The organism is Candidatus Nitronereus thalassa, assembly GCF_032191465.1.
GTDB lineage: Bacteria > Nitrospirota > Nitrospiria > Nitrospirales > UBA8639 > Nitronereus > Nitronereus thalassa.
In genome coordinates, this window is sequence record NZ_JAQOUE010000001.1 from 538,926 (window position 1) to 552,723 (window position 13,798).

7 protein-coding genes and 1 tRNA gene are annotated in these 13,798 nt (G+C 50.1%); 2 read left to right on the forward strand and 6 right to left on the reverse strand.

Annotated elements, in window-relative coordinates:
• Positions 1 to 172: 172 nt before the first annotated feature.
• The gene (locus PPG34_RS02580; protein ID WP_313831575.1) at positions 173 to 3,187 is read right to left on the reverse strand and encodes an AfsR/SARP family transcriptional regulator; all 3,015 of its coding nucleotides are present in this window, start codon (positions 3,185 to 3,187) and stop codon (positions 173 to 175) included.
• 109 nt (positions 3,188 to 3,296) lie between these two features.
• Complete coding sequence (locus tag PPG34_RS02585) at positions 3,297 to 6,539, reverse strand: AfsR/SARP family transcriptional regulator (protein WP_313831576.1); 3,243 nt, start codon at positions 6,537 to 6,539, stop codon at positions 3,297 to 3,299.
• Between the two features lie 615 nt (positions 6,540 to 7,154).
• On the opposite strand from PPG34_RS02585, the gene PPG34_RS02590 reads away from it, so the two are divergent.
• On the forward strand, positions 7,155 to 8,576 hold the full coding sequence (locus PPG34_RS02590) for an OmpP1/FadL family transporter (RefSeq protein WP_313831577.1): 1,422 nt from the start codon (positions 7,155 to 7,157) through the stop codon (positions 8,574 to 8,576).
• Between the two features lie 534 nt (positions 8,577 to 9,110).
• Here the strand turns inward: PPG34_RS02590 and PPG34_RS02595 are convergent.
• Positions 9,111 to 9,827 carry a hypothetical protein gene (locus PPG34_RS02595; RefSeq protein ID WP_313831578.1) on the reverse strand — a complete coding sequence of 239 codons (717 nt, stop codon included), beginning with the start codon at positions 9,825 to 9,827 and terminating at the stop codon, positions 9,111 to 9,113.
• A gap of 474 nt (positions 9,828 to 10,301) precedes the next feature.
• On the opposite strand from PPG34_RS02595, the gene PPG34_RS02600 reads away from it, so the two are divergent.
• A complete protein-coding gene (locus PPG34_RS02600; protein ID WP_313831579.1) occupies positions 10,302 to 11,990 on the forward strand; it encodes a recombinase family protein in 1,689 nt (562 codons plus the stop codon).
• Here the strand turns inward: PPG34_RS02600 and PPG34_RS02605 are convergent.
• The 3 genes from PPG34_RS02605 to purM all read right to left on the reverse strand — a co-directional run bounded on the left by PPG34_RS02605 (position 11,969) and on the right by purM (position 13,796).
• A tRNA-Ala gene (locus tag PPG34_RS02605) sits at positions 11,969 to 12,044 on the reverse strand. The genes PPG34_RS02600 and PPG34_RS02605 overlap by 22 nt on opposite strands.
• Positions 12,045 to 12,116: 72 nt before the next feature.
• Entirely contained in the window at positions 12,117 to 12,746 is a 630-nt protein-coding gene (purN, locus tag PPG34_RS02610; RefSeq protein WP_313831580.1) for a phosphoribosylglycinamide formyltransferase, read from the reverse strand.
• A 3-nt stretch (positions 12,747 to 12,749) separates the two neighbouring features.
• The gene (gene purM / locus PPG34_RS02615) at positions 12,750 to 13,796 is read right to left on the reverse strand and encodes a phosphoribosylformylglycinamidine cyclo-ligase (RefSeq protein ID WP_313831581.1); all 1,047 of its coding nucleotides are present in this window, start codon (positions 13,794 to 13,796) and stop codon (positions 12,750 to 12,752) included.
• Between the last annotated feature and the right edge of the window lie 2 nt (positions 13,797 to 13,798).

Genomic DNA, 13,798 nt, shown 5'->3' on the forward strand with positions numbered 1-13,798 from the left:
CATGCTTAACAGAACAGTCCCCTAAACCTACTGGAGCAATTGAGCAGAAGCTCTTCTTTGGTAGGATTAGGACATGATGAGGGGGGAAAAGAGGGGGATGAAGTGTTTCCCAACCACCTCTATATAAATACCTCTATATAAATAAATGAAAGGATTTCATGAAAAACGGCTTTTAAGGGACATCGTTTCTGACTCTCAGCCTCGCCAGCGCATGCCCATACTGCCGCCGCAGCTTCTCCCGCATGGCGGTCGTCCACGGTTCCGCCTCATCCTCTGGTAAAAAACTCCCTCTATACTGCTGCACGGCGCGGGTTAGCCATTGCTCTGCCGTCGCCGTCTCGCCACGCGCCGCCGCCTCGTCTGCTCGGACCAGTTGCTCTTTCATTGCCCAGCTATCCACCCAGACCCGCTGGGCATTGAACCCGATCTTGCCGTCCTGGATCACGATGGCTTGCTCATCACCTATCAACTTTCGCGCCCGATGAATCGTCGTCGTTAACGCATTGTAGGCATGATCCCCTTCCGACTCCGGCCATAGCCAATCCAGCACCGTCTCCAACGCCACCTCGCGCTGCGTCGCACACACGAGGGCCTTCAGAAAGGCCAACGTGCGTTTTTGCATCTTTCGGGGGAAGCTGACCCGTTGGCCCCGCACCTCGATGGCGAAGGTGCCCAAGGTGCTGATGCGCACCGGCCACGGCCAGTCCTCCAGGTGCACTGGCGGCGTCTCCGGCACCAGATCGCGTCGTTGGATCAGGTAGCGGACATATTCCACTTCGATCCCCGCTTCTAGTGCATACACGCACAACCGCGCCATCCACCGGGGATGAAAGTAAGGAAACTCCACAAACGTGTACACCCGGCCCCACTCCATGGCTTGCGCCAAAGCTTCGCGGCCTCCAGCTTCATCCTTCCGCGTATACGCAATCGCCGCCGCCACCAGATGCCCCATAAACAGTAACAGTGGGCTCTGCATGTATTGGGCATGCGGCATCCCTTTGGCCAGATGCTCTGCAGCCTGGTCCAACAACCTCAGTTCCTGGTGAACTATCGATGCGCACAGATGATTTAGAGCAATTTCGAAAACGCCGCATAACTCGTAGGCACTGGCTAAGGCGATTTCGATTTCGCCCTTTGCGCGGAAGGTGTCACCTTGCAGCCAGGCCACCCAGCCGACTTGAAAATGATGATACCCTCGAATCGTACTTGGAGCGTGAGTGAGAATCCGATCGTTTTCCTCCAACACCACTTGGGCTAACTCATAATCCTTTATGAGAATGGCTCCGTAAACCTTTGTGGATCGATTTTGTTGGAGCTGTCCACCCACAACCCCATTCTCTTTTACGATCTGATCGACTTCCTCCACTTCTCGCAAAACCTTATGCCCCTCGCCTTTCTGCCAGAAGTAAAAACTCCTCATTAAAGCCATTATTCCCAGACAATATGGAGTCACCACTTTTTGATCGATCTTGTTCTCAACGTATTCAATCAGATCAAAATTCGATTTGTATGTTCCTTGCCGTAAGTTGTATACGTTCAGCGCAAATAGTTGATTCGCCATTTGATTCGGCACACGCTCTTTGTGAAAAATTTTTACACATCGTTTCCACAAATCCACCATTTTCTGATAGTCCGGCTGAACCCAAAGACCCGCGTGAAACTGCGCAAAGGTCACCCGATTGCAAACCAGCAGGTCATTAAACTCATATCCCACAGGAAAACATTCATCATAGAGGGCAATAAGCGCGTTCAACTGCGCTAAATTCATGTATTGCATTGATATAGCATCCACCCACCCGGACCACGCTAATCCCATGCCCTCGTAGTGTCCTGTTTTCCGAAACGCATGAAATGCTATTTCAAACCGGGACACGGCCTCCTGCACATTCGTGCCTAATGCGCATGTCGCCTTCCAATACAGCAACCAGGGATCGCTGTTTTTTTTCTCATCTGGCAATCGCTCAACCCACTGATCTATCGTCTGGTTCCGCCCTTGCTCCATGAGTTTCGGCGCTTCTTGACAGATGAGTCGAATTTGATCCTCCTCGCGCGCTGCGAGGAAATATTGCTCCAACGCCGACTCAGGTTGCCCCGCCTCTTCTAGGAGTTGTCCGGCCTTTGTATTCAGGAAACACCACTCCTGAGATGACATACGTTCGCGCGCGAGCAAGCGCAAAAAATCGTGAAACATCGGATGATATTGGTACACCACATGATAGGACGGATGCGTTTGGCGTTCCATAAAATACCGTTCTCGATAGAGATGTTCGAGCATGGCCGGTGCCCTCTCCACGCCACTGAGCTCCAGCGCCATAGCTGGTGTGATCTGCGGAACCACGCTGGTTTTCAATAACACGGCTTGCATGAGAGACGGCAGAGTTCGAAACACTTCGTTGGATAAATAATTAAACACCAGTTGCGTAGGCGATCCAGCCGCTTTCTTCTGCTGCCGAATCTCCTGATTTTGCTCCCGCGCGTGCAAGGTAAGGACTACCCCTGCCATCCACCCCTCCATCTGTTGATGTAAGGCATGAATGCCTGGTTTCGATAGGGGCACTGCCCCTTTCCGCTGAATTAACGCCACAACGGCCTGCGTCTCTGCCAGCGTGAGGCGCAAGGCCTCTTGATCGAGCCGTGCAATCTTCCTCGTCTGTGGCCATGTGGCAAAGTTCTCCGGCGGGGCTTCTCGACTAATCACGAGAACATGAATCCCGTGTGGCAATGCCATGCAGGCACCCTCCACGACTTGGTGAAACGTTCGACCTGTCGCCGCTTCTTGGTAATTATCTAGAACGAAAATCGTAGGCGATTTCAGTCGTTGATACAGCTGTTCAAAAAAGGGTTGAGCAAAGGAGGCTAACGCATGCAAGGCTTCAGGAGTGAATTGGGGCAAAGGGCGGCGCATCCGTGGAGCCAGTTGTTGGCCCGCTAAGGTGAGGTAATGAAAGAACGTCCCGACGTCGACATCTCCGGCATCGACTTGATACCACAACGGACGAAGCTTTTTGTGCTTAAGATAACTGGTGACGAGTGTGGTTTTTCCGCTTCCCGGCGGGCCATGGATCCACAGAATGGGATGGTGCTTCAGCGACTTATCCAAAAACCGGAATAATCGCATTCGCGGCACCACTTTTGGCAATCGTGGTACATTAAGTTTGGCTGTCCAAAATACATTGCGTTTTTTCATGTCAGCGGTTTTCCTCACTATGACAAGCAACCATCAATAAACCATGGCAGCTCATCACGCCGGCACTCAAAAAAAATGGGAACTCGATCCTCCAAATTGAAGATGTGCGTTACTGGGTTTGGCTGGATCCCTTGACCCAGCGATCTCTAAGAGTTGTCGTATCAAGTGAGGGACTACGGTGATCGGTATGCGCCAAAGTTTGACCACATTGTTCGTAGACGCGCTGCACCTCATCACTTCGCCCGAGCTCGCCTAGCATCCGCATCAGGTCCTGATACCAGCGCTCTTCTCCGGGCTCCTGCTCGATGGCCCGCTCTAACAGCCGCACCGCCTCCTCCGGCTTTCCATCACGCGCCCATTCTTGCGTCAGCTTGGCCAACGCCTGTCCATACTGCCGCCGCAGCTTCTCCCGCATGGCGGTCGTCCACGGTTCCGCCTCATCCTCTGGTAAAAAACTCCCTCTATACTGCTGCACGGCGCGGGTTAGCCATTGCTCTGCCGTCGCCGTCTCGCCACGCGCCGCCGCCTCGTCTGCTCGGACCAGTTGCTCTTTCATTGCCCAGCTATCCACCCAGACCCGCTGGGCATTGAACCCGATCTTGCCGTCCTGGATCACGATGGCTTGCTCATCACCTATCAACTTTCGCGCCCGATGAATCGTCGTCGTTAACGCATTGTAGGCATGATCCCCTTCCGACTCCGGCCATAGCCAATCCAGCACCGTCTCCAACGCCACCTCGCGCTGCGTCGCACACACGAGGGCCTTCAGAAAGGCCAACGTGCGTTTTTGCATCTTTCGGGGGAAGCTGACCCGTTGGCCCCGCACCTCGATGGCGAAGGTGCCCAAGGTGCTGATGCGCACCGGCCACGGCCAGTCCTCCAGGTGCACTGGCGGCGTCTCCGGCACCAGATCGCGTCGTTGGATCAGGTAGCGGACATATTCCACTTCGATCCCCGCTTCTAGTGCATACACGCACAACCGCGCCATCCACCGGGGATGAAAGTAAGGAAACTCCACAAACGTGTACACCCGGCCCCACTCCATGGCTTGCGCCAAAGCTTCGCGGCCTCCAGCTTCATCCTTCCGCGTATACGCAATCGCCGCCGCCACCAGATGCCCCATAAACAGTAACAGTGGGCTCTGCATGTATTGGGCATGCGGCATCCCTTTGGCCAGATGCTCTGCAGCTTGGTCCAACAGTTGTAAATCGTCATACACCATGGCCGCGCACAGGTGGTTCAATCCAATAGGAAATACCCCTCCCAATTCGTAGGCAGAGGCCAGCGCCAGTTCGACTTCTTCCTTCGCGCGGAACGTATCCCCCTGAAGCCAGGCAACCCAGCCGACTTGATGATGGTGATATCCGCGTATCGTACTTGGAGCGTGTGTGAGAATCCGATCGTTTTCCTCCAACACCACTTGGGCTAACTCATAATCCTTCATAAGAATTGCCGCATGCACTTTGATGGATCGGTTCTGCTGCAATTGGCCGCCCACAATTCCCGCCTCTCTGATAATCTGGTCTACTGTTTCGGCTTCATGGAACATCTGTTTCGTATCCGCTTCAAACCAAAAATATTGAGCCTTCATCAGCGCAATCATGCCCCGGCAATAGGGCGTCATCGCTCGTGAATCCACTTCTTGATGGACGTGTTCGACCAAGTCAAGAATCAATCGGTGAGTCCCTTTCCACATATAATACACACCTAAGATAAATAGCTGATTGGCCAGATTATTGGGATTCCGCTCAAGATGGAAGACGCTCAGACATTGTGTTACCAATTTCTTTAATTCGTGATGGTCCGGTTGTTGCCATAACCGGGCATGAAGGCGGGCAAACGTGACGCGATTTCTCACGGTTTCATCTTGAAAGACGTGAGCCGCCGGAATCACTTCATCGTATAAACCTACAAGGCTATCGAGACGCTTCAGGTCCATCCATTGCATGGCAATGGAGTCCACCCACCCTGACCAGGCCATCGCCATGCCATTGTAGTCGCCAGTTTTACGGAACTCCTGAAACGCGGTTTCGTACCGAGACACGGCATCCCTCATATTGACGCCGAAGGCACTTTGCGCCCACCAGAATTGGACCCAGGGATTGCTATGCTTTTGGTCTTCTGGCAGACGCGCAATCCAGCGATCCAAAGTCTGAATCCGTCCCTGTTCCATGAGTTTCGGGGCTTCCTGGCATATGAGACGAATTTCAGCTTCATGACATTCGCCTATTTGAAATCGGTCGATGGCCATGACCGTTTCACCTGCCGATTCCAACAGTTCACCCGCGCGTTGGTGCAGTTTTCGCCATTCGCCCGTTGACAATCGTTGGCGCCCCACTTTGCGTAAAAACTCACGAAACATCGGATGATATTGATACACGTACTCTCCAGACTCCCCGCGTCGTTCAATGAAGTAACGATTACGGCACAAATGATCCAAATCCGCAATCGCGGTTTGGGACTGGGCGAACGTTTGGGCTACAGGCACAGAAAACGTTTCAAAAATCGCGGTTCTCAATAATAGCGTCTGAAGGTGTGGTGCAAAGTTGCGAAAGATTTCGTTGGCAAACAATTCAAAGACCAGCTGAGGTGACGACTCTTGAGTCATGTCTGGCTGACTTACGCTCGCATTCCGCATCCGTGTTTGGAGCGTGAGGATCACTCCAGCCACCCAGCCCCCTACCCGCTGATACAATTCCTGAATGTCACGTGTCGATAATGGCGCAAACCCTTTCTTTTTGAAGAGGGCCACGATCTCTTTGGTCTCTCCGAGCGTCAACCGTAACGCTTCTTCATCCATTTGGGTCAGTTCCTGCATTAACTGCAACCGCGCAAAGGTATTGGGAGGTTCTTGTCGACTGATGATAATCACACTCATACCAGGAGGAACTTCTCTGAAGGCAATTTCCATGAGTTGATGAAACGGCAGATGAGAACCCGCCTCCTGGTAATTATCCAACACCATGACCGCGGGCGATTTCAGACTTTGAAAGAGCTGTTCGAAAAAGGTGCGGGCAAATACTAATAACCCAGGAAGGAATTCGGGCGTAAATTTGGGCAAAGGACGCCGGGAACGCGGCGCCAGCTTTTGATACGCCAACGTGAGGTAATGAAACAAGGTCCCGACATCGGTATCTCCGGCATCGACTTGATACCACAGGGCACGTATTTTTTTATGCTTGAGATAACTGGCAACGAGCGTGGTTTTCCCTACCCCGGGAGGGCCATTAATCCACACAACGGTATGGTTCTTCAGCGCCTGATCCAGCCATCGATACAGACGCGTCCTCTGCACGATCTTTGGCAGTCGGGGAACCGTCAGCTTTATTATACGGGATTGCCGGCCTCTCATAATCCCTTCAGTGTTAGAAAGCCACTCGTGATGAGGAATTTTTAATCTCACATTGCATCGTCTTACTTCACATTGAAACTCTCCTTCATTGCTTTACTCATTTGAAACAAATGGAACAAAAATTTGTCCTAGCGTGAACCGTGTGGGTCACTTGGTCAAGAATTTTATTATATCCGCTCTCCGTGTTGTCAATAGGATCGAGAAGTGTTTCTCATGGTTTTGCATGTCTTCTCTGCTCATTGGGAATAGCTTGCCATGTAATTTTGAATGCCATGTCAGCAAGAACAGCAGGCATCTCTTTCCGTCAGTCCTGTCAACAGACACGATTGTGGTCTGCATCACTCAAGCTGAAACCACTTCCGTATCATTAGCTTCATAGGTTCCAAACTCCTTGACCTCTTGGGTATAGCCTCAGAATTTTTTTACGGTTCATCGGTAATCAATCGGTAACCTGCCCGGTAGTAGGGTTCGTCATCAAGCATCGATTTTTTCCAATCATGAAAGGGCATTGACATGGGGAGGGTATTTTCAATATTTTCATCGGCTACGGGAATTCATTCGTTGTATCTCCCATTCCAGGGAAGGAAACACTATCGTAAGGGAGACCTATTGATTATGGGTCGCCATTCTTTCTTTACCCTTGGCCTCAGGCTCGCCTCTCTTTTTCACTCCAGAGCCACTTCACTCTTGTTGTTTTTTCTGTCAGTGTTGTCCTTTCACCCATTGGCGTGGGCCGATGGCTTTCGGAATCCATTTCATGATGCCGCGGCTATTGGGCAGGGCAATGCCTTTCGCGCGCAGGCCGATAATCCTTCCGCATTGTTTTATAACCAAGCCGGCATGACGCAACTGCCGGGCATCCAACATTCCGTGGGCTTTCAGTTGGTGAGCCCCAACACCACCTTCACGGCACCCAGTGGCACGACGGTGGACAACAAAATCGAGGGCGGACTCGTGGGATTTCCCCCGCCCGGTCAAGTGTTTTTCACTGCCCACCTTGGAGAATGGTTTCCTCGATACTTTGATCGCGTCTGGGCGGGACTTGGCATGTTGAACTTGTTTGGGTTTGCCAACCAGTATCCGAACAACAGTCCCTTTGCCAACGTGATCACCCGTGGTCAATTACCTTTAATCAGCATCACCCCAAGTGTGGCGGTGCGTTTGTCCGATTGGCTGGCAGTGGGCCTCGGTGCAAAAATTTTTACTTTCTGGTCGTTGTTAGGCGAGGGACACAACGAAGCCCAATCCATTGCTCTCGGCAATATTTCTGGTACGACTGCCGGCGATAAATTGGAACTCAATGGCAAAGGCACCACGGCAGGATTCGATGTGAGCTTTTTGCTCACGCCGCTGCGGAATGATATGGGTCAGCCGCTGATGAATGTCGCGTTCATCTGGCGTAGCCAAGCCGTCCTTCCATTGAATGGGGCCCTACTCGATAATGGACGGAAGGTCGCCGATGTCAAAACGGCTTTGCGATTTCCAGAGGGCTATGAATGGGGATTGGCCTTCTGGCCCCTTCGAACCTCTGCCCATGAACTGAAGTTGGAGGTGGATGTTACCTGGACGCGTTGGTCGTCGATTCGGGATTTTCACATCTTTCTTTCCAATGGCGGGGTCATTCTCCAACCTCAATTCTGGGATGATGCTGTGACGGTAGATACGGGATTTGAATATAAATGGTTACATCCTCCGTCATCCCCGGATTGGGAGTATACCTTCCGTATGGGATACAACCATTCCGAAGCGGCTATCGTCGACCAAAACTTCAATCCCTTAGCCCCTGACTCAAATGTTCATGGCCTGACGATTGGCTTCGGCGCTCTTTGTGAAGACCGAGGGCTATTTTTGGGCATTTTTCAATGCGGAAAATCCGGTGAAGGCCTACTTGTTCGTCAGGCTTTGGGCATCGATCTATTTTATATGGTGTTGCTTTGGGAACCTCGAACGGTGACCGGACATCCTTTTCCTGGCGTGAACGGCACCTACAAGACTCGAACACATGTGGGCGGTCTTACTTTTCGCATTAATTTTTGACATCGATTTATCTGATTCCACCTCTTGACCTGGCTAAATGGACAATTGACCTCTGACAACCATCACCAGAATCATAAATAAATGCCCGATCGCCTATCAGAATTTTCCTCGCTCGTACTACCACGATGTTACTGGTGAGATGAGCACCTTTCAGCTATTCCTTTCTATTAATCGAAAATGCTAGCTGAACTCTATTGTGTTAATTTCAAAGAAAGGAAGTGCAGGCTGCTCATGAACGTCGGGCGGGAATGCCTCAGAAGAAAAATAAATATAAAGTATATATAAAAAAATATTTATCTACGGCAATCTTCTTTTTATTAATAATTTTTTATTATTTTGCTTTAGTCACTTCTTCTGACGTTATCCTTACTCACTTTTCTTACTGGTCAAAATTTTAAAATGCCCTCATCGCATTCAGTCTAACTTTTACTAGTCTTTCTACGGTAATCCTAGTGAGTCTTCAACGCCCCCTTCAATCATCGTTTGCCTTCTGCAAGCAAGAGTGAGGTCATTCCTTTCCTTTAGAATTTCCGTTCAAGAGATATTCACTTTCGCGGGACATTCTGTTGGGTCCTCATATACCCAATTTTTTATTGCCTGATAGTAGACATTCACCCATTCCTGTTGATGCGGTTCAAGAGGGTTTACTGAGGTGACCTCGCGCTTTACTATGGTCGACCACTCTGTCGAAATGGTTTTGGACGATCTCGAAGGCTTCTCCCATCCTACAAGTTGCAAAAATTTGACAATAACCTTCCACGGTGGATGTCGATGCTCTAGTTCTCGAAAATAGCCAGTGAGAAAAAATATGACCTGTCGTTTTCCCCGTTGACGTTTGGGTCGGGGTGGATACCCCCAAATCACCATAGTCCCCACCTGGACCCACGGAACTATATTCAGATGGCGTTCGCACATTTCCAGTTGCTTAATTGTTTTTTCTACCTCATACACAGACGTTGGATGGACCCTACTTCTAGCAGGATAGAGACTTCGTCGAGCTTGCCGTAATAGTTTGCCTACCTCTTGGCTCTTATTGTCACGCGGAACCTTATTCCATTCCTCATCCGCCCATACAACAAAAATCAATAAAAAAATCAAAACGTCCGCATCAGGTTTGACTACCCCTAAGGATGAAAACTCTCGGACTAACGCTTGAGCCTCCTTCGTCTTAAAGAACTGGGCAAGACGGGCACTCACTCCACAACGCTGGCCCCACTGTTTTATCGATCGATCAAAGTTTTCCATCATCATGATGATTTTTCCCGAGTTGGATGGAAATCCTTTTCCCGCCTTCCGCCACTTTGAAGTATCCTTGAAGAATCAACATCGCGATGACGTTTCGAGAAGCAGTTTAACAAAACAACGCAATCTGAAAAAGACCAGAAGGATAAATTAGGGGCATGATACATCTTTGGTTCACGTTAATAAGAAAATGGTTTGACAACAGCTGGGGCACCATAATTAGACCGCTTTGACGTTTACCAAACAATAGGCAAGTTTTATGACTCGACACTATAAATCGCCCCCCACTCCACCCCTCCACTTAACCAATGATTTGATTGATCTCTTAGCTGAAATTTTAGTGCAGGATTATCAACACCATAGAAGAAATACGGTTGATTCCCCTCCCCTAACCAACCGTAAATTTCCGTTGACAAAAGCGGCTGAAGCTGAATATTTCAAGCAAGCACGTGTGATCAATCTACCAAACTTATCTGGAGGACAATGATGCTTGCTGCGATCTATGCTCGAAAGAGCACAGAACAAGTTGGAATTGGTGACGAGGAAAAGTCCGTCACTCGACAAATTGAGCATGGAAGAGCATATGCGGGTCAAAAGGGTTGGTCCATCGCAGAAGAACACATTTATTGCGATGACGGTATCTCCGGGGCAGAGTTTGTTAAACGCCCTGCCTTTCTGCGACTTATGAATTGCCTCAAACCACGACCGCCTTTTCAAATTCTCATCATGAGTGAGGAGTCCCGATTAGGTCGTGAAGCAATCCAGGTGAGTTATGCATTTAAACAAATACTCGATGCTGGCGTTCGAGTGTTCTTCTACATGACAGATCAAGAACGCAAGCTCGACAACGCCATGGATAAGATCATGCTCAGCTTGACCAACTTCTCGGCAGAAATGGAGAGAGAAAAAGCCAGCCAACGAACCTATGATGCCATGCTGCGCAAGGCCAAAAACCTGCATGTTGTCGGCAATAAAGTTTTTGGATACGACAACGTCCCTGTTTTTGGTAAAGACTCTAACTCAGATGGCACGCCAAGGAGACAGCATGTTATTAGACGAATTAACCCCATCCAGGCAGAGACTGTGCGCAAGATCTTCGAGTTGTATGCATCAGGTTTTGGCTTGGCACGCATTGCCAAGGCCCTCAACGAGGAACGAATTGTACCACCACATGGAGGAAATTCTGGATGGTGCCCGACCGCCCTACGTGATATCTTGCAGCGTGATCTATACCGGGGGATCGTACTGTGGAACCGTACACAAGTTGTTCAACGAAATGGGACTCGAAAGCAACGCAAAAGACCAGAGTCGGAATGGTTACGAATGGAGGCTCCTGAATTAAGGATCATTTCCGATGTATTGTGGGAGCAAGTTGAAGACCGCCGAGCCAAGAATAAACGCGCCTATCTTCGTAGTAATGACGGCCGACTACTATCACGCCCGACAGGCGAAGATCGACGGTCAAACTATCTTCTCACCAGTATTTGTAAATGTGTAGTGTGTGGTGGATCCCTTGTGGCAATTAAACGTACAGCCAAACGCCGATATACCCGTACCGTTTACAGGTGTAGCTACCATCACAAGCGTGGCAACGCGATTTGCACCAACAGCGTTGAACTCCGTCAAGACATTCTTGATTCGGCCATCCTTCACGCCATGAACGAGGCTGTAGATGAACGTGTCCTTGAAGCCTCGGTCATACAGGCCCTGGACCGAATCAAAAAAGACCAAAAAAAATTCCCAGATCGGCGCATAGCGATCAAACGGGAACTTTCCCTAATTGAGGCTCGGGCACGTTGTATGCTTGACCTGATAGGCGAAGGAAATGGAAATACGCTTATGGTGAAAGAGTTGGATGACTTGTCAGAGCGACAGGAAACTTTGAAGCAAGAACTGATTAGACTCGATGAACTAGAGAATGTAACCGACCTTGATGCCAAACGACTAGCAAAGGACCTCAAAAGCCTGGTGGAAGACCTCCCTGCCCTTTTCTCCCGTCATGTCCCTTTAGCCCGTCAGATGCTACGAAAACTCCTTGATGGGCACATTCTTTGTGAACCCATTATGGAAGACGGGAACCCAGGTTATCGTTTTACGGCCACTGGCACTTTTGACCGATTACTAACAGGGATGAAAGTGGTCAATCAAAGTGGTGGAGGGCAGGGGGATTGAACCCCTGACCTCGACGTTGCGAACGTCGCGCTCTCCCAACTGAGCTAGCCCCCCATGCTAATAGATCCAGGACCTTGTCGGTCGTTACCGATGGTCACTTTATCAAAAGCCCTATACCCTCGCAATCTAAGAAGCCGGCTCAAGAATTTTTGTTTTTTGTCCCTCAACAGACAAGCGTCCGGCCGCAAAGAGAGCTACCGCTTGGGGATACAACCGGTGTTCTTGTTCAAGAATACGGGCGGAGAGGGAATCCACCGAATCTCCTTCGTGTACAGGCACGGCAGCTTGTAAAATAATGGGGCCCTCATCGACACCTTCTGTTACAAAATGCACGGTGCACCCTGAGATTTTTACTCCAGCGTCTAATGCCTGTTGTTGGCCATTCAATCCAGGAAATGACGGAAGAAGAGACGGATGAATATTCATCATGCGCCACTGGTACGCTTCAATAAGCACTGACGTGACAATTTTCATATATCCGGCCAGCAGTACCAATTGCACTTCATGCGCTTTCAACACTTCCAATATTTTTTGGTCGTAGGCCTTTCGAGGATCGGATTCTCCGATCACAGATTTTGGATTGAGATACATCCCTTTTATGCCATGTTGCTGAGCTCGCTCCAGTGCTTGCGCATCACTTTTGTTACTCACGATGATCGTAATAGTCGCATCAAGCTTCTTGTTTTCGATTGAGTCGATAATCGCTTGAAGATTAGACCCTCGGCCAGAAGCCAGTACGCCAAGACGCAGGGGCATGACCTATCCCCCCCCAGTGGAATAGGTTACACAAGGCGTGCCTTGTGGGTTTTTGTCGATATGCCCAATTCGAAATGCTGTTTCTCCAAGATCTTTGGCACGTGCCATAACCTTCCCTGCCTGATCGGACGGGACAATCACGACAAACCCAATTCCCATGTTGAAGACTCGAAACATTTCTTCCTCTTCTACCTGTCCTAAACTTTGAATTTGAGGAAAAATTTCAGGTACCTCCCATGTTCCCCGATGAATGTGCGCGAGACATCCATGCGGCAACACACGAGGCACATTCCCGGTTAATCCACCACCTGTAATGTGGGCTAGCCCGTGGACAGAAAATTCCTTAATCAATTCCATCACGGGTTTAACATAAATTCTCGTTGGCTTGAGTAATATCTCCCCTACCGTCTCATTCATATTGGGCAGAGTACTTTCAAGAGGTAACGCCCCTTGATCAAGCAACACGCGTCGTGCCAAGGAAAACCCGTTACTGTGCAACCCGGACGACGCCAAACCGATGACAGCATCGCCAGGCTGAATGTTTTCTCCGGAAAGTATGTTCGCTCGCTCCACGACCCCCACGGCAAATCCTGCGAGGTCATATTCGCCGGATTGATAAAACGAAGGTAGCTCTGCGGTCTCCCCGCCTATTAATGCACAGCCGGCTTGCCGACAGCCTTCGGCTATCCCTTTGACAATCGCCTCGCCTTTATCGACGACTAACTCCCCAACGGCAAGATAGTCTAAAAAAAATAGGGGTTCTGCTCCGCTGACAATAATGTCATTTACGCACATCGCGACAAGATCGATGCCGACGGTATCATGGCGATCCATAAGGAATGCCACCTTGAGCTTCGTCCCTACCCCATCCGTACCAGAGACCAAGACGGGATCGACAAATCGTTCCGACCCAAGCCGAAACAACCCGCCAAAAGAACCGATATCCCCGAGCACCTCAGGACGAAATGTGGATTTTGCCAGGGGACGAATTCGCCGAACGACTTCATCCCCGGCTGCGATGTCCACTCCTGCTTGACGGTAAGTAGTCATAG

Excerpts from the sequence above, each read along its gene's own strand:
- PPG34_RS02580 (WP_313831575.1), bottom strand. The coding sequence starts at position 3,187 with ATGAAAAAACGCAATGTATTTTGGACAGCCAAACTTAATGTACCACGA.
- PPG34_RS02585 (WP_313831576.1), bottom strand. The coding sequence starts at position 6,539 with ATGAGAGGCCGGCAATCCCGTATAATAAAGCTGACGGTTCCCCGACTG.
- PPG34_RS02590 (WP_313831577.1), top strand. The coding sequence starts at position 7,155 with ATGGGTCGCCATTCTTTCTTTACCCTTGGCCTCAGGCTCGCCTCTCTT.
- PPG34_RS02595 (WP_313831578.1), bottom strand. The coding sequence starts at position 9,827 with ATGATGATGGAAAACTTTGATCGATCGATAAAACAGTGGGGCCAGCGT.
- PPG34_RS02600 (WP_313831579.1), top strand. The coding sequence starts at position 10,302 with ATGATGCTTGCTGCGATCTATGCTCGAAAGAGCACAGAACAAGTTGGA.
- purN (WP_313831580.1), bottom strand. The coding sequence starts at position 12,746 with ATGCCCCTGCGTCTTGGCGTACTGGCTTCTGGCCGAGGGTCTAATCTT.
- purM (WP_313831581.1), bottom strand. The coding sequence starts at position 13,796 with ATGACTACTTACCGTCAAGCAGGAGTGGACATCGCAGCCGGGGATGAA.